The 17836-nt window shown below is 46.5% G+C and carries 18 protein-coding genes and 2 pseudogenes; 1 reads left to right on the top strand and 19 read right to left on the bottom strand.

All coding sequences use genetic code 11. The features are described from left to right. The first annotated feature begins 244 nt into the window (after positions 1-244). Positions 245-1303 (top strand): helix-turn-helix domain-containing protein, encoded by a 1059-nt coding sequence (locus KG118_RS05275; RefSeq protein WP_213388370.1) that lies wholly within the window; start codon positions 245-247, stop codon positions 1301-1303. A 218-nt stretch (positions 1304-1521) separates the two neighbouring features. Here KG118_RS05275 and KG118_RS05280 read toward each other — a convergent pair. The 19 genes and pseudogenes from KG118_RS05280 to KG118_RS05370 form a co-directional block, all read right to left on the bottom strand. Continuing rightward, positions 1522-2713, bottom strand: a pseudogene (locus KG118_RS05280) (IS256 family transposase). 62 nt (positions 2714-2775) lie between these two features. Further along, positions 2776-3033, bottom strand: a pseudogene (locus tag KG118_RS05285) (DUF4948 family protein); the annotation flags it as partial. A 70-nt stretch (positions 3034-3103) separates the two neighbouring features. Beyond that, positions 3104-3652, bottom strand: a complete 549-nt coding sequence (locus tag KG118_RS05290) for a hypothetical protein (protein WP_009316586.1) — start codon at positions 3650-3652, stop codon at positions 3104-3106. 144 nt (positions 3653-3796) lie between these two features. Continuing rightward, positions 3797-4807: a hypothetical protein gene (locus KG118_RS05295; RefSeq protein WP_009316587.1), complete on the bottom strand. Its 1011-nt coding sequence runs from the start codon at positions 4805-4807 to the stop codon at positions 3797-3799. 71 nt (positions 4808-4878) lie between these two features. Continuing rightward, positions 4879-5430, bottom strand: coding sequence for a hypothetical protein (locus KG118_RS05300; protein ID WP_044299313.1), 552 nt, complete (start codon positions 5428-5430; stop codon positions 4879-4881). Positions 5431-5501: 71 nt separating this feature from the next. Beyond that, a complete protein-coding gene (locus KG118_RS05305; RefSeq protein ID WP_009316590.1) occupies positions 5502-6620 on the bottom strand; it encodes a tyrosine-type recombinase/integrase in 1119 nt (372 codons plus the stop codon). A gap of 297 nt (positions 6621-6917) precedes the next feature. Further along, positions 6918-7457, bottom strand: coding sequence for a toxin-antitoxin system YwqK family antitoxin (locus KG118_RS05310; protein ID WP_230324552.1), 540 nt, complete (start codon positions 7455-7457; stop codon positions 6918-6920). After that, entirely contained in the window at positions 7454-8209 is a 756-nt protein-coding gene (locus KG118_RS05315) for a DUF4261 domain-containing protein (RefSeq protein ID WP_009316592.1), read from the bottom strand. The genes KG118_RS05310 and KG118_RS05315 overlap by 4 nt, the downstream gene beginning before the upstream one ends. Before the next feature lie 145 nt (positions 8210-8354). Further along, complete coding sequence (locus tag KG118_RS05320) at positions 8355-9275, bottom strand: hypothetical protein (RefSeq protein WP_004328541.1); 921 nt, start codon at positions 9273-9275, stop codon at positions 8355-8357. Between the two features lie 50 nt (positions 9276-9325). Continuing rightward, positions 9326-9592 carry an immunity 17 family protein gene (locus KG118_RS05325; RefSeq protein WP_004328542.1) on the bottom strand — a complete coding sequence of 89 codons (267 nt, stop codon included), beginning with the start codon at positions 9590-9592 and terminating at the stop codon, positions 9326-9328. 11 nt (positions 9593-9603) lie between these two features. Then, on the bottom strand, positions 9604-10062 hold the full coding sequence (locus KG118_RS05330; RefSeq protein WP_009316593.1) for a hypothetical protein: 459 nt from the start codon (positions 10060-10062) through the stop codon (positions 9604-9606). Positions 10063-10097: 35 nt separating this feature from the next. Next, a complete protein-coding gene (locus KG118_RS05335) occupies positions 10098-10751 on the bottom strand; it encodes a hypothetical protein (RefSeq protein WP_122139595.1) in 654 nt (217 codons plus the stop codon). A 37-nt stretch (positions 10752-10788) separates the two neighbouring features. Continuing rightward, positions 10789-11817, bottom strand: coding sequence for a DUF3137 domain-containing protein (locus KG118_RS05340; protein ID WP_004328545.1), 1029 nt, complete (start codon positions 11815-11817; stop codon positions 10789-10791). Between the two features lie 3 nt (positions 11818-11820). Continuing rightward, the gene (locus KG118_RS05345; protein WP_004328546.1) at positions 11821-12381 is read right to left on the bottom strand and encodes a LemA family protein; all 561 of its coding nucleotides are present in this window, start codon (positions 12379-12381) and stop codon (positions 11821-11823) included. A 14-nt stretch (positions 12382-12395) separates the two neighbouring features. Next, positions 12396-13103, bottom strand: coding sequence for a hypothetical protein (locus tag KG118_RS05350; RefSeq protein ID WP_004328547.1), 708 nt, complete (start codon positions 13101-13103; stop codon positions 12396-12398). Between the two features lie 46 nt (positions 13104-13149). Further along, on the bottom strand, positions 13150-14019 hold the full coding sequence (locus tag KG118_RS05355) for a DUF1266 domain-containing protein (protein WP_249671453.1): 870 nt from the start codon (positions 14017-14019) through the stop codon (positions 13150-13152). Between the two features lie 200 nt (positions 14020-14219). After that, positions 14220-15191, bottom strand: a complete 972-nt coding sequence (locus tag KG118_RS05360) for an ankyrin repeat domain-containing protein (RefSeq protein ID WP_087381353.1) — start codon at positions 15189-15191, stop codon at positions 14220-14222. Positions 15192-15201: 10 nt separating this feature from the next. Next, a complete protein-coding gene (locus tag KG118_RS05365; protein ID WP_087381352.1) occupies positions 15202-16761 on the bottom strand; it encodes an ankyrin repeat domain-containing protein in 1560 nt (519 codons plus the stop codon). Further along, on the bottom strand, positions 16758-17207 hold the full coding sequence (locus KG118_RS05370) for a hypothetical protein (protein WP_040293443.1): 450 nt from the start codon (positions 17205-17207) through the stop codon (positions 16758-16760). Before KG118_RS05370 ends, KG118_RS05365 begins: the two co-directional genes overlap by 4 nt. Between the last annotated feature and the right edge of the window lie 629 nt (positions 17208-17836).

A 17836-nucleotide genomic window follows, 5' to 3' on the forward strand; every position in this document is an offset into this window, starting at 1 on the left:
CGACCGCAAAAATACATACCTATAAACCAACCTCCAAAGCAAAAAAACAAGTATTTTAAACTTATAAATACTTAAAAAGACAACCACACAACAGCTACAACACTTACCACAGCAGCCAATCACGCTTACACAACAATTAAAAGCACTTAACATCATAAAGAAAAGTACTTAAACATACAAAAAAAAAAAACAGTTATCTTTGCAAGAAACATCATACTTAATAACACTTAAAACAATAAAATACATGATATTCAGCACAAAAGCCGCCTCTTTTCTAAGTTCAATAAAAACTCAAACTTACGACAAAAAAGAAAGAGAAATGATAATAACGTATCAACAAAAACGAGTCTTTCATCTATCCCTGCTCATGCTGGTCTTATGCGCACCCATATACATATATTCAGTTCCATTTCCCAATGAACAGTTTTATTATATTAACAGCGTATTATTCCTGTTTATCATTATGTGCACTCTCGCTTATTTAAAAAAGAGAGTAAATCTGACCACGACCTTTTCCATTATACTGATAGCCATACATATCGAGATTTTTATCGAAATAATTTATTGCTCAATATGTAGCGGATATGAATATAGTTATCAAAGAGCATTGATAATGAGTAACATTACTATCTCTCTCTTATTTACCATGCTTTCCATCTGTGCCTATATGAGTAATATCTCCATCCTATTGTCCTCCCTTACCATAGCTTCCTATACAATCTGCACACTTATCACCGACGAACCGTTCCTATACAGTTATCTGCCTTTGATCATCATCATATACACCATGATCCCCTTATTAGGAAGATCCTTACACAGTAATATCAGCAGCTTGCTAAAAAGTAGCAATTTGCTAAAAGAGGAAGAGGAAATGCTTTTGAAACGTCTCCAAATGAAAAAGGAAGAACTATTCGCGTTCGCCGAGTTGTTAAGCGAGAATAACCCGGAAGAAAAGACAAGCTCCCTGTTAAACATAATAGGGGAACAATCCAAAGAAAATCTTTTTACAGCCCTTGCCGCACACCAGAAAAAGGAAAAAAGTAAACTTGATACGATCAGGAGAATATATCCCTATTTATCCCCGTCCGAATTAAACATCTGCCGTTTAATACTGCAAGACAAGACCGTCAGCCAAATATGCGAATTATTACATCGGAGTAGCGGAAACATAACCAGCCAACGAGCGAACATACGTGCCAAACTCGGACTGAAAAAAAGCGACAATTTAAAAGAAGCATTACAAGAACGCATGAGGCTGTATGAAGAAGAACACCGGCAAGAGGACTTTTCAGCCATGCGTTAGGGATTGCAGAGTAAAGCCCACAGCCTTTAGGCGAGGACTTGAAACGTAAAGCCCGACCGTCCCACGGGAACGCCCAAAAGAAAAAAAATCCCCCGAACATTCATCCGGGGGTAGTGTAAACTGAACTGTGTCACGGCTCTGTTTTTTATTCTTTCCCTCTTATTTGTGTGCAGATTTCACATCTGCATACAAATAAGAGGAGCCTTTCACAAGCAAAGTTACATAATCTTGAACCTATCACCAAATTTTATGGCAAGTTGCTGTGATATCAGTGCCCAATTAGACAGTGGCATAGTCCATTTCCCACTAATGTCTCGATAGGCAAGATACACAAGCTTTTCAAGTGCGGTGTCTGACGGGAACACACCTTTGTTCTTCGTTACTTTACGCACCTGACGATGATAGCCCTCAACCGTATTGGTTGTGTAGATAAGTTTGCGGATTGCAGGAGTATACTGAAAATATTCCGTAAGACGCTCCCAGTTGTCGCGCCAGGATTTGATTACTATGGGGTACATCTCACCCCATTTTTCATCAACCATGTCAAGCTGTGCTAATGCAGAATCCTTGCTTACAGCACCATATACGGTCTTGAGATCCTTCAGAAACTCTTTCTGAATACTTGATTGAGTTACGGATTTGGTGGACTACACATAGCTGAACGGAGGTTTCCGGGAATACACTTTGGATGGCATCAGGGAATCCCTTAAGACCGTCTACGCAACAAATCAGAATATCACGTACACCACGGTTCTGAAGGTCGGTCATAACATCAAGCCAGAAGTTAGCACCCTCACTCTCAGATATATACATACCAAGAAGATCCTTGTGACCAGACTTGTTTACACCTAGGACATTGTATATTGCACGAGTGACTGCACGACCCTTATCGTCTTTTACCTTGTAGTGAATGGCGTCAAGCCAGCAAATGGCATAGACGGGGTCAAGCATACGGGACTTCCAGGCTGTTATTTCGGGAATAACTCGGTCGGTTATAGCACTGATGGTTTCTGCTGAAAGGGTTGTGTTAAACTCACGCTCAAAGTACTTGCTTATATCACGAGTGCTTGTACCAAGAGCATACATGTTGATGATTTGATCTGCCATACCTTCAGCAAGAATTGTCTCACGTTTCTTAACTGTCTCCGGTTTAAAAGAACCGTCACGGTCACGAGGGGTTTCGACTATCACCTCTCCATACTTTGTCTGTACGGTCTTGCTCATCTTGCCGTTACGACGATTGCCAGAACTGCAGTCAACGCTATTAAGGTGAGCATCCATCTCACCTTCTAAGGCTGCGTTTAGGATACGTTCTAGCATAGGAGCCAAAGCTCCGTCTTTACCGAAGAGTGCTTCACCGCTACGCAGCTGCTGGGCTGCTTTCTTGTAGTCTATTTCCAAATTGGCCATATTATAAAAACTGTGTTAAACTATTATTATTATAGCCTGACACAGTTTATTTTACACTCTCTGTCTTGTTCGTCATTTGATTCATAGGATGTATCACTTTGCTCTATTGAATCAAGTATAATGATCCCGTCAGGAGAAAGTGGCGGGTAGTGAAAACTACCTTCTGAACTCTCTGACATGATTTCGTACACCTTACGGAACGCCGCCTCGTGCGTGGCAAAGTGGCGTATCATTTCCTCATCGCTTGGCGGCATAGGCGGTTCTCCGCAGCTTGCAAGAAATAGTGTAATAAGAACCCCGATTACGTAATACATTCTCATGTTCTTCCAGTCTTATAACTACTTTAATAAGTAAATTAAGAAATTGCTTTCGCTATTTTGCCATTGAGTTTTACTTTCTCTTAAAATCGTATTTGGAATAAATCATGTCAAAATTTTCATTCTGTTCCCATGAATATCCGTAGAGAAAGAGCAACGTGTTTTCTGCTCCGCACAAAACCTCTGTCAAACCGTTATCGGACAAGATTTCTTTTACCTTTGGATATGTTAGATTAGGTAACTCAATGTTTAATAGCGATGAAATGTGATCGCGTTGGGCATCATCTATATTCAAGTGGATGGCAGTAACGTTTGGCGGGACAGGGAGTTGTGATGTCTCAAATTTTATTTCATCATCAGGATGTTCCTTGAAATACTTTTCAATCTTTCTCATAACAGCTTTGGTTACATGTTGGCACAGCGACAAATCACATGTGGACATTTCCATGTTAAATTTGAATGTATTGTTGAAAGCTTTCTGTAGCACAGCTTCAACACCAATTGGTTCGCCTTTGTGCAACCTGTCACAATCGAATGGTGAGTACTTCGGATGCAACTCTTTCACTTTCCAATAACCCGTTCTATATTGTGTAACCCAATCTCCAATATTGATTTTTTTCATGGCATTATTTTTTTTGTTCAATCTTTTCCTTCAAGCTTTGAATGTTCAGCAGGGAATGGCTTACCGTTATCCTGCGTTGTTATCAGTATTATATCTTTTTCATTATTTAATCTAATGGTTCTTAGTTTATTGTAGTTAAAACAATTATTCTAATTGTGTGTCTGTCTTCATTTCTCTCTGTTTGCTTTCCCTTATCGCATCTATCTCTTTATAGGTGTCGTCCACAATTTGATGGGATTCCGTATTTAGTTTCTTTGCATATTCCTGAACAATAGAATTTATTTCATGATAAATCCAGGCGGCTACAATCAGTATTGCAAAGACAGCCAATATTTTCTTTATCGGTTTGAAGCGGAGCAGATAACCTAAGAAGGCAAACAAGATATAAGCGATGTATATATACCCGGTATTGAGAGTCCTGCCAAAATATTCCAGTCTATGACGTCGCAGTTCGTTTGAAGTTTCCCATGCACCGATTGCGTGCTGGTACAATTCTGTATGTGCTACCAACCTCAGACTGTCTTCGTTGGCAACAGGATGAACGGCATCTTGATACACAACTCCGATTTCTCTCAATCGGTAGCTGTCATAGGCTTTTGATGCTAAGGTATCCGGAAGTATTGAGAGCAGCAGACCGCATGTGTCAATATCAGCCTGAAAAGATGTTTCAAGAGAATCAATCTGGGCTATCAGCTTTGTTTTAGACATAGACATCGGCTTTTTGTTCAATATCTGTTCTATGCTTATACCGTACTTGTCCGCCAGTGACCGGGGATAGCTGTGGTTCATATCAACTATTTTTCCGACGGATATGACCATCATCTGTGGACGCACAAACCAGTCATAATAATAAGTCATTGCCGACAAAGGAAGGACAAGAATCAGACCGATTGCCAATGTCCGGAAAAAACCGGTCCACTTTTCTCTATCCATAGCCCAAAAGACCAGGAAGGTTGCAACGCTCAAACTGTATGGAATCAGAGATGTAAATGCTGTCAGTCCTAGCTGCACACAAAAGCTAAGAGCTTCTTCTGTAGGCAGATCATAAAATGTACCTTTGTTCACTTCCTTGATTACAAGTCCCGCAAAGCCACACGCCACAGCGATAGTAAAAATCACAATAAAATAGATGCAATTCTTCTTCAAATGTTTCATATTCTTTTTACTGATAATGGTTTGCAGCTTGCCGCCGTTAGGCGGAACAGGTGCATGTTACCGATATATTTTTACGAACATTGCCAAAATCCTGCGATTATTTCATTGGTTGTACAGCGCTTATACAAATACAAAGCTCCATATCCGAAAGGATAACTGCCAATAGTAACATCTTCACTATATCCGTCCTCGTCTATTGATAAGAAAAAAGAAAAACCATGTTTCTCTAATTCTTTATAATAGCTTTCTTCATCTTGGATAAGGGAAGGTTCACCACCTATTTTTACAAGTATATTTTCACTATCCTTATCTTCTGAATATTCACTGATAGAACACATGTCTAAGCTGGCGTTTCGCTTTTCTGCACAATTGCCAATTTCGGAAAATTCATGTTCTATTACTTTGACTGCTATTGAGGGATATATGTTGTTGTCAATAAGAGTGTCATAATCTTGGTGAATGATGATAGAAAGCATGATGTTCTCCTTTTCAGGATGTACCAGTGTTGCATAGAATTTATAATCGCAAGGGATTTGTCCTTCTATACATTTAGGTGGATTGCCACCAATCCTGCCTTTTACATTCTTATCGAATGGAATACATTTGGCATATCGTTCGTTCATATTTTCTTTGTTTTTATTATTATCGGTAACGTTATACTATCAGCCGATTTGGTTGTTATTTTCTTTAAGTATCAGACCTCGTCTTCCTCCATCAACAGATCGTCCAACGGGCTTTTGATATTGCTTTTGAAAGTGTCGGCTATGTGGACATACCTTTCCGTTGTCTTGATGTTGTTATGTCCCATAAGCTCTTTCACAATTTTGATGTCGGTTCCTTGCTCCAGCAAGTGGGTGGCGAACGAATGGCGCAGCAGGTGCGGATAAATCCGTTTCGTGATTCCCGCTTCCCGAGCCGCAGCCTTCAACCGTTTCGACACGATACTCTCGGTGAAAGGTTCGCCCGGTCTGTGTTCAAAGAGCCACACTTTCGGTTTGTATAGTCTGTTATATTCCGTCAGCTTTTTCATCAACGGTTTTGACAGCAGGGTGTAGCGGTCCTTCTTGCCCTTTCCCTGACGCACCCGTATCAGGGAGCGGGGTTCGTTGATGTCGCCGGGTTTCAGTTCCAGCAGTTCGCTGATGCGCAACCCTGCGGAGTAGAGTATGGAGAACATACAGAAGAAACGCAGGTCTGTCACTGTCACGTCGAGTATTTTCTTTATTTCCTCCTTGCTCAACACGTCGGGCAGCGTCTTCTCCCGTTTGGCACGGTTCACCTTGTAACACCGCCGTTCCTGACCGAGAACTTTCTCGTAATAGAACTTGATGGCGTTGATACGCTGGTTTTGCTGGCAGGAGGATATGTTTTTCTCATGGATGAGATACAGCAGGTAGTCGTTTATCTCGTCGGGAGTAACCGTTTCAATCTTACGCCCCTCGAAATATTGTTGGAAATCGCGGAAATAGGAGGTATATACCCTTACGGTATGGTCACTGTAACGCACTTGCTGGAGTTTTTCCAGATAACCTTCCGGCAGTGGCGGCCGTTTGTCTTCCTCTTTACGGGGTGCGGTTTCCTTGATGGCGGAATAGTCTATAAACGCCATTTTCACATAGCGGTCGAAGAACTCGGCAAGCACGAAATTCTCTGCCGGCAGATAAGCTCTGCCACCGACAAGCAGTACGTTTTCTTCCTTCGACAGCGACAAGCGGATGTCATTGTCATTACCGAAAGTCACTTCGACAAATTCTCTCCCGTTTCTTACCACAGGAGAAAGTTTGATTTTGGGTTTTGGAGTATATATTTCCATGTTTTTTAAATTTTACCGGTCCCACTCGTTCAGGATTTCTCCGCTTATGATATCATATCGTATCCAGTGTCCCGTCTCGCGTCCCTCGGTGTATTCGCCTTGGACTGCGATATCGTCCCGGTCGATTTCTTTCCACGAACCGTGCTTGTAGCCGTTCTTGTACGAGCCGGATTTGTAGGCGTACAGCTTGCCATGTAGGTGGGCCGTGTATTCGTAGGGGCCGTCCAGTTCGCCGTTCTTATAGTGGCTGACGGTTTTGCTGACCCATCTCTCGGTGGTATCCTCGCTGATTTTCCATTATTTTCCCTCTTTCCGGTCGTCGGTATAGTTTGCCTCGTAGATCTGCTTGCCGCTTTTCGGGTCAAAGCGTTGTTCCTTGCCGTTCCGCTTGCCCTGCCTATATTCCTGAACCATGTCCGGCTTCCCGTCGCTGAACCATGTCCTTACCGTACCGTCTATCTTCCCGTACTGCATGGGTGCTTCCCGTTGCGGTGTCTTTCCGTCCTGATGATAGGAAACGAACAGACCATGCCGTCTGCCGTCGGTATACTTGCCCTTTTCCCGCAGGCTGCCGTTGCGGAAACGCCTGTACTCGCCCTGCATAACCCCTTTGGAAAAATGCACTATTTCCTCATCCTGCCCCCGCAAGATACGGAATTTGCCCGATAGCGGACGTTTTCCGCCCTTCAGATAATGGACGACTGTTCCATGCTGTTCGTCCGTGGTGGTTCGCAAGTCACCGGATTCCACGATCCGCTGTGCGAAGGCAGAACAACACAGCAGCGTGAGAACGATGGCCGCAAGCATTTTTCTTATGTTTCCCTTTACCTTTCTCATTCGTCCGGATATTCAAGTTTCAATGTCATGCCGTCCAAAGCGATGCCTTCGCTAAGCGTGATGGCAAGTTTCTGTTCTTCGGAGCATCCTATGGTTTCCCCGTCCTGCAAGGTGACATCATCCGACAGGATATAATGCACGATGTCCATTAGGAAATCACGGATGTCACTCAGATCGGCAGGGGCATACACTTCGATTTCCTCTTTCCCGAATTTTCTCAGTCCGTAGGTATAGATGCCGGGGATTCCTTTCTGTGTGCGGTAGATGCCGAACCATACCCAGTCCATGACGGGCAGTTCATCTTCTTGCAGGAGTGCGGCCATATCCCTGTAAAATTCGGGTTGGAACACCATACCGTCGGTATATACCGCTGTAGCGTAGGACTGTTTCAGGCAGGAAGACGTGGCTCTGGTGAACAGTTTGGCTCTCTCCAGCAGGTTGGATTGGTCTCCGGTCACGGATACGAGGATATGAGCCTCGTGTTGTCGTGCCACTTCTGTTGCATCTTTCCACAGGTAGTTGCCCTGTGCATAGTGTTCCGCTTCTCCGTTGGGTACGGGACCGGGCATGATGGCTATTGCCAATGTCATGCCGCTGAACATTCCGACAAGTACGTCCCCGTTGTCGTCGTCATCGGTAAGGACGATTCCCCAGTCTTCCTCGAAGTCATGGATGAACTGTTTCTTGTCCCATTGATTTTGTGAAAGCAACACGGACGAGACAAAGCATCCTTTGATATTATCCTTTTCCATATAGTTCTTTCTTTTTGAGTCGTCAATTATTGAAGATTCTTGCGCAAGATAGGTATTTTACCCTGATTCCTTGGTACTTTCATCTGTTAATATACGATAAATGCAGGCCCTGCCTGTGACTTTACAGATAAAGGTTGCGCTCCGTTCAATAGATGCGCACATACTGTACTTCCCCGTCAAGCAGTTCAACATAGCGGTTGTCGGAAAAGCGCAATGTCTCCAGAGTCCTGCCTTCCTTCTTGACTTCCGATTTGTGGTATGGTTCGCCCCACGCGGCGATGACCATTTCCCTCGTCATGCCGGTATCGACCTTGCGGAAGGCAATCAGCTTCCCGTATTTCTCGCCGTACCGTTTTTCCAGCTGGCCGATACGTGCCGTGCTTACAAACTCGTACACCTCGTCACCGCCTATAGGAAATGCTTCCACACGGACACCGTCAGCACCTTCCATCAGCAGAAACGCCCCGTCACTGTTCATCTTCAGGCCGATGTCCACACAACGGTACTCCGCACCTTCAGCCGGGGTGATTACCTGACCGTCCTCGGTCTCGACGGCCTTGGCAAGTGACAGGAATGTCTGTCCGACAAAGCGTTTCAGTTTCTCATAATACCCTATACAGGTCATGCTCAGCGGATACCTGAATGGGTTGTAATACATCTCATCACCGCTTTCTTTTTCACGGAGCAGCAGGCAGCATCCAGCCGACAGGTAGTCTGTCTTTGTCCAGACCTTCACTACCTCGTAATATTTCCCCACTACCTCTTTAGAAGGGGTGGTACTGATGTTGACCGCCTTGTACACCGTTCGGTCATCCCCGGTAAGGAAATTGACCGTGTAGAAAGCATCCCAGTAGCCGTTCCTGTCATTTTTTACCCCATGCATGTACAGGGTCTGTCCCGGAAGGGAAGTGAAACTCCGCTTCTCCACGTTCGTCAGGCTGTCATAGGGGTGGGCATTTGTCACCGTGTACTCTTTCAGTCCATCGTTCTTGGGAACGATGTTAAGCTGTGCATGGGCATACATCACCGTGCACAGGAAGAAGGTTATAATTGGAATTGTTTTCATACTCAATCACTTTTTAAGTTTACAGGTGGCATCCGGGAAAGAGCACTCAGCTATTTGCCGGAAATAGAGAACAGGTACAGAGACAGTCCTATCCCGACGGCAAGAATCACTCCCAGCCAGAACCGGAAAGTTTTCGGACCGAGCAGATTCATCCAGAAGTTACCTCCTGTACTACCCGGACGGGAATACGTCCACTTCCAGCCACAGATGACACCGACAAGCCATATCAGAAGCAGGCCCGCCACGACCAGATAGCCGTAGCGGGGTTCCTGCTGTATCAGATTCGGAAAATCCTTTATTTTATCCAACCATTCCATATCTCACCGGTTTATTTTTTCAAGAGCGCCGCAAATTCTTTAAGCTGTGGCAGTCCGTCAAAGAAATCAACGTCAAATTTGGCCGTTGAGCCGTTGGCGAGGGTGATTGTCAGAATACCATTGTCGTAATTGTAGTTTGAACTGGATATTTCCGACAATGTAAAAGAACGCATCTCAACATTTCCTTTCACGATGACCGGGTATGTCACCTTATCGCCGTCAACCGTGATGATACAGCTTTTGGCAGCCAACTTGCGGGCCTTATGTATCTTCCGCCAGGCTCTGAACAGCATGTACAGTCCGACAAGGGCAAGGATGATGGCTGTTGGTAACGGTCCGAGGATGCGAAGTGTACCGACTTTTATACCGAAAGGATAAACTACCGGTACTATTATCAGTCCGGCACCGACAAGGATTTCAGTCAGATTGTCCTTGATGGACGATTTGGAAGAATAATTGAATGTAGCCATATTCGGATATTAGTGAAGTTATTCGTTCGGTGATATTATTTTATGAAAAAGTACCAGATAAGCAGAGCCGCGGTGATGATTATGGACAGGACCGTCATGGCCGACCTGTATTTTTCGACAGCAGGCGATTCCTGCGGAGCTTCAAATTCCAGTATCGTAGGTGCTTGGCCTATCGCGCTATTAGGAATAGCCTCTATCTTGAACTCGTTGGGCTGTTTTTCAATGCCGATCAAGGCATAGGCACAATCAAGCTGATTGGCCTTTCTTGGCGAGAATACCGATTTGCTGAACAGGATGACGCCGTCATAATGATCGCTTATTTCCATTACCGAATCCATATCCCGTTGTCCTGTCAGTATATGACGGCCTGTATCAGGATCTACTATGTAATAGTCATAGCCACAGGACTGTACGGAATCATAACGGATTTCACCGATTTCCAGCGTATCCACTTCAGCCTTGATGCTCTGAAGGGTGGCCTCGTCAATTTCAGTCCCTTTCAACGGGCAGGCATACAGGCAATAGCGGCTGTCTTCGTGCATCACGGTTCTGATGGGATAGAGGTTTACTACTTTGCGGTTTTCCAGTTTGAGGTATGTCTTAGACAATTTGCCGATTGCTTTCCCGTTATAACTGGCTGGAACAGCACCTCCTTCAAGAATGGCTGACAGATTTTTAAGTTCGCTCATGTTGTAATTCTTTTTATTCGTTTTCGATTATTGTTGATTATTTGATTCCATTTTCTACAGTGAGACAGAAGTTCACCTCCCTGTACAGTTGTTCCAGCAGATGTTCGTCATCCAGCGACTTCCTGCCGGGACGTAAGAAACCGTCCGGAGTGTCGGATGCGTAGTAGAACATGTTCCCGTTGAAGGAGAGCATCAGGTCACGGCTGAAGGATTTCCGCAGGGCGGTCAGCTTCCGCATCATCGCCGGGGTGAGCACCATGCGGGCTTCCACCTCGTCATCCGCGTACACGGCAAAATGCCTCTCGAACTCCGGGTCTTCCAAATGTACGAATTTTGCCCCGTACTTTTCCTTCATTCCCTGGATTGTTTGCGCCAGGTAGCCGATTTTGTTTTCCAGATGGTCGGGCAGCAGCATCACGTAGCCCCTGAAGGTGCGGTTCAGCTTGCAGCACCCGAACATGCCCCTGAAACTGTGCATCGTGCTCTCTATCCTGACTCCGAATATCGGACGGATAAAATACTGGTACGGCACTTCAAGGAAGTTGAAGGCCGAGAAATCTTTCGAATTGGCTGAAGTCACACCGGCATCCACGACAGTCATCATGTCATTTCCGACGGGAATGTCAAGACGGCCGTAACAGGTCGAACTTACCGAATTGCCCGATGACAATGCCGTTCCGAACAGGCGGCTGTCCGCAAAGACTTTCGGCTGTATGGAACCGGAAGGATTGTACCTTGCTCCCGGGAACAGCAGGTAGATGATGTGGGCCATCGTGTAGGTTTCCCTCTTGTTCAGCGCGGCAAAACATTTCATGAATGCGAAATGAAGTACAAAAAATACGGCAAAGCCTATCATGAGGTATTTTCCCGTGGTGACGGAAGTCTCATAGTCAGTACGGTCCACGAGGAATCCGCCGAAGATACAGAAACCGAACCACACGACGGTACACAGATAGACAATGGAGGTCAGGATGCGGAACACAATCCGGAGCATCCTGATACGGGACATCTCTTTCTTCATGTGAAGGGAAATGCCCTTGAAATCTATATTCTGACTTTCTTCCATGCTTTACTTGAATAATTCTCCCACTTTCACTTCCTTGATCTCACTTTCCGGGAACTCTATCAACTCCTGCTGCTCATGCTTGCGCCAGGATGCGATTATCGACGACGGAAACATTTCAATGTAATTGTTGTAATCGGTAGCAGCGGCATTGTAGGTGCGCCGGATTGCCTGCAGCTCATTCTCCATGTCCTCGATCTGGACCTGAAGATGAAGGAACTGCTGGTTCGCCTTCAGCTCCGGGTAGTCTTCCACCGCCACATTCAGTCTTGACAGAAGCGAGGACATTTCCGTACCGCTTTTTATCTGCTCGGACTCTGTAGCGTTCGAAGCCCTTGACCGCAAATCGGCAATGCGGATGAGAATCTCATTCTCGTGCCCCATGTATGCCTTTACGGATGCGACAAGATTGGGGATCAGGTCATTCCTCTGTTTGAGGACCACGCAGATACCACTTCTGCATTGCTTGACCCGGTTCTTCTTTGCAATAAGGCTGTTGTTAGTGAATACTGCCCATAAAATAATTATGAGCAGTACCACGATAATACATATAACGGCTATAATCATATTTTCAGATGGATTTAGACATACAATTCAGCCGGTATGACTCTGATTGTCCCTTCCCAGTAGAAGTGGGGGACGATGCCGTCTGAAGGAAGATAGCCTTGGGGAAGTTCCTTGTAATAAAGGACAAGTTTCCTTACTTCCACATCGGCGCCTTCCACGATTTCACCACTCAGTTTCACGGTTGACCAGCAGTCCTCCTCCTTGGCAAGACTGACTACGCCCTCACATCCGGGAGCTACCGGCTGCCTGCCTTCACACATGTTGCGCAGCTTTTCCATCACTCTCTTCAGCCATTCCATATCGTTCATGTGTCCCTTGTCCAGTGCGTATATGCCAATACCATGGAAAGAGTCGTCCTTGTGCTTCACGCCTTTCCACGCCTCTGCCGGGGCACTGACAATCCCCGCGTAAACGATATATCCTTCCGTGAATTTTCTCAACCACTTGCTTTTGCCCAGCCATGGTGCCTTTCCTGCAAGTTTCTTGAAGAACTCGGTCTCAGAACTGCGTGGCGTCTGCATGTACGGTTTCATCTTGTCAAGCTGTGTCGGGTTCTTGTACAGTTCCCTGTCTCGCTTGGCTTCTTCGGCCTCCTTTGCACGCCGTGCGGCCAGTTTCTCCCTGTATTTACTTACGTCAAGACCTTGTGCTTCCATTTGGTCAAGATCATTCTCTGTCATGGTTTTCTCCCATTCTGTTGCTGCATTTTTGAAAAGTGCCATAATCGTAAAACTTTTAAGATATTGTTGATTCTATTTTTTTTGGATTCTACCATTCGATTGCCTTCCAAGGGGAATCTTCTTTATTGAGAAGCGCTCCCACGACTTCATCCGCAGTCTCGTAGTCATCTGTTTCGCCTCTCCATATTCCGCGTCCCACGGCAAAGCTGTTGCCGTATTCTTCCCATGAACTGAAGGATTCCTTGGCTATGCCGGCAGTGGTTCTGATGGCTTCCCACATTTCGTCTTCATTGATGTAGCCGCAGATGAAAGCCCAACGGGCCATGTTCACGGCACGTACAAGGTCCCATGCCAGCACGGTTTCGGGCAGGTCCGCTTCCGTCGTTTCATTTACTCCCATTACAAATTCAGCTATCGTGAACGCATCGCCGATCTTGCTGTCCTCGTCCGCCTTTTCTTCCTCGGTGATGGCCTCGATTCCACGCTGGCGGATTTCAGCCAAGGCCGGATCCGCACCGGCATGTTGGCCTTCGTTCAGCAGCCATGAGATGGTCTCCAGGGCACTCTTCCTGTCAGTAACTTCCCACCATTCCTCAAGCATTTCCTTAAGGGTGTCCGTGCCTGCTGTACTTTCAAGGGAGTCCACGTTGTCATCGTTGTATAGGAACAGAGGTGCCCCATAAGCCAGAAGTTTGTTCTGTTCAGGTGTCAGGCTGTTGTCGCCCTTGCGGGTGATTTCCCAACCTGCATATACGTCAAAACCGTCCGAGAAATCCGGTAAACCTTCCGGCATGAATCCGGCATTCATTGCCTGCTGCATCATGTTCCCTGCGAACTCGATGTTTTTGCTGTAGGTCTCCATTATCGCCTCGGGATCCTGGGCGGATTCTGCCATCATCTTTGCCTGGTATGCCTGTGCCTCCGCAACTCCCGGGAACATCTCGGCCGAGTCCTGCATCAGCTTTTCATGCATCTTCATCAGGTCGGTGCCTTCAAATCCGGGTATGTTGCCATACAAGGCTTGCGCCTGTTCCAGTGCTGCTTTCATGGCCTGAGCCTGTGCTTCTCTTGCGATTTCCTCGGGTGTCTGAGGTGTCTTCTTGGTTTCTTCTGCCATATCTTTCTAATATTAAATTTGTTAATGAATATCTTACCTGTTTATTCCGCTCCGTTTTCAAGAAGTTTTTCCACGATTTCGTTGAAGCCGCGCTCTCCTGCATAGTACAGGGCGGTGTGCTGGAGGTTGTCTGAGATGCTAACATTCGCGTGAAATTCAAGCAGGACGGACACAAAATCGTTGTGGCCCTCCTTGGCTGCAAGAATAAGCGGGGTTTCCCCGTTGTCATTCTGTGCGTCAACCGCAGCTTTGGCCTTCAGCAGAGCCTCGCCTATAAAGCGGTTACCTGAAATGGCCGCGTAATGTATCGGGGCATTGCCGCTCAGCATAGCTTTGCCGGGATCGGCTCCGGCCCCGAGAAGAAGGTTGACCATGACAAGATTCCCCTGCATACAGGCGAGTATCAGCGGAGTCTCTCCGCCGTCATTCGTCGAGTCAAGCATGGACTTGTCTGACAGGAGCAGCGTGCGGACAATTTCACCCTGTCCGTTATACACGGCCTGATGAAGCGGGGTGTTGCCACGTGCATCCCGGTCATTCCCGCACGAGAGTCGGGCGACCACTTCCCGCAGCCCGTGGGCTGTGGCATAGTCGATGGCCTTGTGGCCGGAGGCATCGGCGACCTCCGTATCGGCTCCCTGATCCATCAGGAAAAGGGCGGCATCTGTACGCTTGTTGTCAAGCAGGCATATTAGCGGGGTTTGTCCTTCATTGTCCGTCACGTTGATGTCGGCCCCCTTCTGGAGCAGCTTCCCGAGGATTTCCTTGTTGCCGCTCCGTGCCGCCGCGTGGAGCGGGCTTTCGGAACGGTTGTTGATACATGACGCGTCGGCATCGTTGTCAAGAAGCAGAGCCACTATGTCCCTGTAACCTTTCTGACAGGCATAATAAAGAGCAGTGTTTCCTTCCTGATCCCTTTTGTTGATGTCAATTCCTCCCTTTTTCAGGAATATCTGGACAATGCTTTTCTGCCCGTTTCGGCAAGCATTGAGAAATGTCTGGTTGTTGTCCATATATCTTTGTTTAAGAATATTTCAATAATAGTCTTACGAGATTGTCATTGTTGTAGTCTGCCGCCACGTCCATGGCCGTTTTGCCTTCATTGTTTACGGCATTTACGTCAGGCAGCTTGAAGTCCAGCAGGAGTTCAATCGCTTTCTGTGCCATGCTGTCACGACAACATGCCGCCACATAATGCAGGAGGGTGTTTCCCCGGTTGTCCGTCTTGTTCACGTCAGCTCCGGCTTCGAGAAGCTTTTCGAGGATTTCCGTGGGGTCGTCAGAACCGGCTGACCAGCCGTAAGGCACATATTTTTCGTTCGCCTTATGACCACCGAAGAGCATCATCATGGGAGTTTGGCCGGAAAGATTGGCGGCGTTGGGGTCGGCCTTTCCCTTGAGCAGCCAACCGAATGCCGTTTTACCCAACCTGTAGCCGGTATGGCGGCAGGAAAGGGCAAGTGCCGTGTTGCCTTCTGCATCAACAGGAAGCTCGGGATTCCAGCCTTTTTTCTTCATCAGGTCAAGCAGCCCCTTGTAAACCTCGGTATCCTTGCAGAAATAGTCCTTGCTCACCCATACCGAAAAAGCCGTTTCTTCATTCGGGAAACGGTAATTCGGATTCGCTCCGCCGTTCAGAATCATGGCCGGAGCATCCTGTATGCTGTCAAACCAGCTGAACGCACAAGCGAGGGGCGACTTGCCTTCAAAGTCATACATATCCTTGTGCTCGCACACCGTCTGCAGGTCTGCACCCGAACGCAGAATGGCATCCAGCGCCTCCATATCCTTCATGTACATAGCCTGGAATATGTCCATGTTGCCGTGCAAGGCCGAAAGTTCGTCAACATCGGGGTCGCTTCCGGAAAGGAAGGCCGCGATCTTCATCGCCTTGTTCTCTATGGCGGCATCCCAGGCTGTCTTTCCACTGTTTGACTTGTCTTCCGGATCGACCTTGTCTTCTTCAACAAGCCTTCTGGCAAGTCGGTAGGCGGCTTCGCCATCATCCTCCAGCCTTGCAATCCTGCTCCTGATTTCCTCTATCTTGTTTTCGGGGTAACTGTATTGTACGGATTCGTCCAGTTCCTTTTTCGCGAACCGGATATCCCTTCTGATGTCGCCTGAAGCGGCACAAAAACCGAAAAGCACGTTCTCGCCGTTAAGGTCGGTTGAGTTGACGCGTGTTCCGGAATTTATGATCGCTTCCGCCATCTTGAAATGACGGTTCCTTACGCACTCGATAAGGGCCGTCGTATTCTTAGCCGAACGCGGTATATTCGCTCCATGTTCCATGAGCACGACGGCTATTTCTTTCAGTTTGTCTTCATCTGCACAGCCGGCACTGGTTCTGCCGAGGATATGAATCGGGGTGGAACCGTTTGCATCCTTCGTGTTGGGTTCGGCATCACGTTCAAGAAGTATCTTGACCCCCTCCGTGTCTCCATACTGGCAGGCAAGATGCAACGGAGAACGGTCTTCGTACTGTTCGTCGCTGTCATCGACGGACACTTCCCGGAGCGCCTGATGAATTGCATCCTTCGGCTGACTTGTCGAGTAAAGCCTGTATATGTCACTGTATTTCATGGTTGTATGTTTTTTATCAGTTCTTCAATGTGTTGATATTTATTGCCCAAACGGGCGTGGATAGTCCGCACCTCCGTGTGCAGGTGCAGTCTGGCCGACACTTTCGCTTTCAGCCTCAACAGTTGTACGGCGGCGAGGTTATCGGGAGCATCCTCCGGCATGGGACAACCGGCAGGGCTTTTTTCGTATTCCCAGCGGAGGACGGCTTCCGGCAGGTTTTCCGGCAGACGTTCCGTTAACGGTGGCAGCAGCCTCTCCGCTTCCAACAGCAGGGAACGGCAGTCATTATACAGAGAAAGGTAGTAGCAGCATAACGCCTTGTTGTAAAGTGTCGGCAGGTCAGACTTTCCTGCCTGCGTGAAACAGGAGAAGGCAAAGGCATATTCGCCACTTACCATATAGGTAATACCTGCGGAGAAAAGTTCTTTTTTCTGGGATTCAGGCATGGTTTGTTTATTTCCATATATTCCAATCATAGATACTTAAACACTAAAAGAGATTTCAGACTGTTATGGGTGGAAACAAAAAACCGACGATATTCGGGCGCAGAGAACGCTCCCCAGTACCGTCGGACCATAAAAATATCCTGCCTTTTTTGAGACAATATGGCAGAGGATGAGTATTTATAGGAACTTTTGTCGTAAGACAAGGATAACCCCGGATAATTGATTCCGGTAATCCATTGTAAATTAAATGTTTTATTATATATTGACGCGCGATAATTGTGTGTGTGTGTGTGTGTGTGTTTACACGAATTTTCCACACTGCCAAATTATCAATACACTTTTTAAGGGAATATGTAAGGTAACTAATGCACACAAGAAAAACGTCCGCTTTATGCGAAGCTTCGCTCAAACAAATATCATTTGTTAAAATCGAGCGACATTTTACAATGTATCCATTGTCATACATATCAGTTTATTAGAGTGAATACTTCTTCAAATACAAAATTAGAAAAATGTTTTGTTCTGCAATGAAATAACCGACACTTTTTTCAGGGAAAAATAAAAATGGCTTTATTATAATTGCCTTGTACCATAGAAAACGGGCAGAGAGCATGCAGTTGCTCATCTGC

Source organism: Bacteroides propionicigenes (genome assembly GCF_018390535.1).
Lineage (GTDB): Bacteria > Bacteroidota > Bacteroidia > Bacteroidales > Bacteroidaceae > Bacteroides > Bacteroides propionicigenes.

Coding starts and splice junctions, on each gene's coding strand:
- KG118_RS05275 (WP_213388370.1), top strand. CDS start 245: ATGATATTCAGCACAAAAGCCGCCTCTTTTCTAAGTTCAATAAAAACT.
- KG118_RS05290 (WP_009316586.1), bottom strand. CDS start 3,652: ATGAAAAAAATCAATATTGGAGATTGGGTTACACAATATAGAACGGGT.
- KG118_RS05295 (WP_009316587.1), bottom strand. CDS start 4,807: ATGAAACATTTGAAGAAGAATTGCATCTATTTTATTGTGATTTTTACT.
- KG118_RS05300 (WP_044299313.1), bottom strand. CDS start 5,430: ATGAACGAACGATATGCCAAATGTATTCCATTCGATAAGAATGTAAAA.
- KG118_RS05305 (WP_009316590.1), bottom strand. CDS start 6,620: ATGGAAATATATACTCCAAAACCCAAAATCAAACTTTCTCCTGTGGTA.
- KG118_RS05310 (WP_230324552.1), bottom strand. CDS start 7,457: ATGAGAAAGGTAAAGGGAAACATAAGAAAAATGCTTGCGGCCATCGTT.
- KG118_RS05315 (WP_009316592.1), bottom strand. CDS start 8,209: ATGGAAAAGGATAATATCAAAGGATGCTTTGTCTCGTCCGTGTTGCTT.
- KG118_RS05320 (WP_004328541.1), bottom strand. CDS start 9,275: ATGAAAACAATTCCAATTATAACCTTCTTCCTGTGCACGGTGATGTAT.
- KG118_RS05325 (WP_004328542.1), bottom strand. CDS start 9,592: ATGGAATGGTTGGATAAAATAAAGGATTTTCCGAATCTGATACAGCAG.
- KG118_RS05330 (WP_009316593.1), bottom strand. CDS start 10,062: ATGGCTACATTCAATTATTCTTCCAAATCGTCCATCAAGGACAATCTG.
- KG118_RS05335 (WP_122139595.1), bottom strand. CDS start 10,751: ATGAGCGAACTTAAAAATCTGTCAGCCATTCTTGAAGGAGGTGCTGTT.
- KG118_RS05340 (WP_004328545.1), bottom strand. CDS start 11,817: ATGGAAGAAAGTCAGAATATAGATTTCAAGGGCATTTCCCTTCACATG.
- KG118_RS05345 (WP_004328546.1), bottom strand. CDS start 12,381: ATGATTATAGCCGTTATATGTATTATCGTGGTACTGCTCATAATTATT.
- KG118_RS05350 (WP_004328547.1), bottom strand. CDS start 13,103: ATGGCACTTTTCAAAAATGCAGCAACAGAATGGGAGAAAACCATGACA.
- KG118_RS05355 (WP_249671453.1), bottom strand. CDS start 14,019: ATGCAGGACTCGGCCGAGATGTTCCCGGGAGTTGCGGAGGCACAGGCA.
- KG118_RS05360 (WP_087381353.1), bottom strand. CDS start 15,191: ATGGACAACAACCAGACATTTCTCAATGCTTGCCGAAACGGGCAGAAA.
- KG118_RS05365 (WP_087381352.1), bottom strand. CDS start 16,761: ATGAAATACAGTGACATATACAGGCTTTACTCGACAAGTCAGCCGAAG.
- KG118_RS05370 (WP_040293443.1), bottom strand. CDS start 17,207: ATGCCTGAATCCCAGAAAAAAGAACTTTTCTCCGCAGGTATTACCTAT.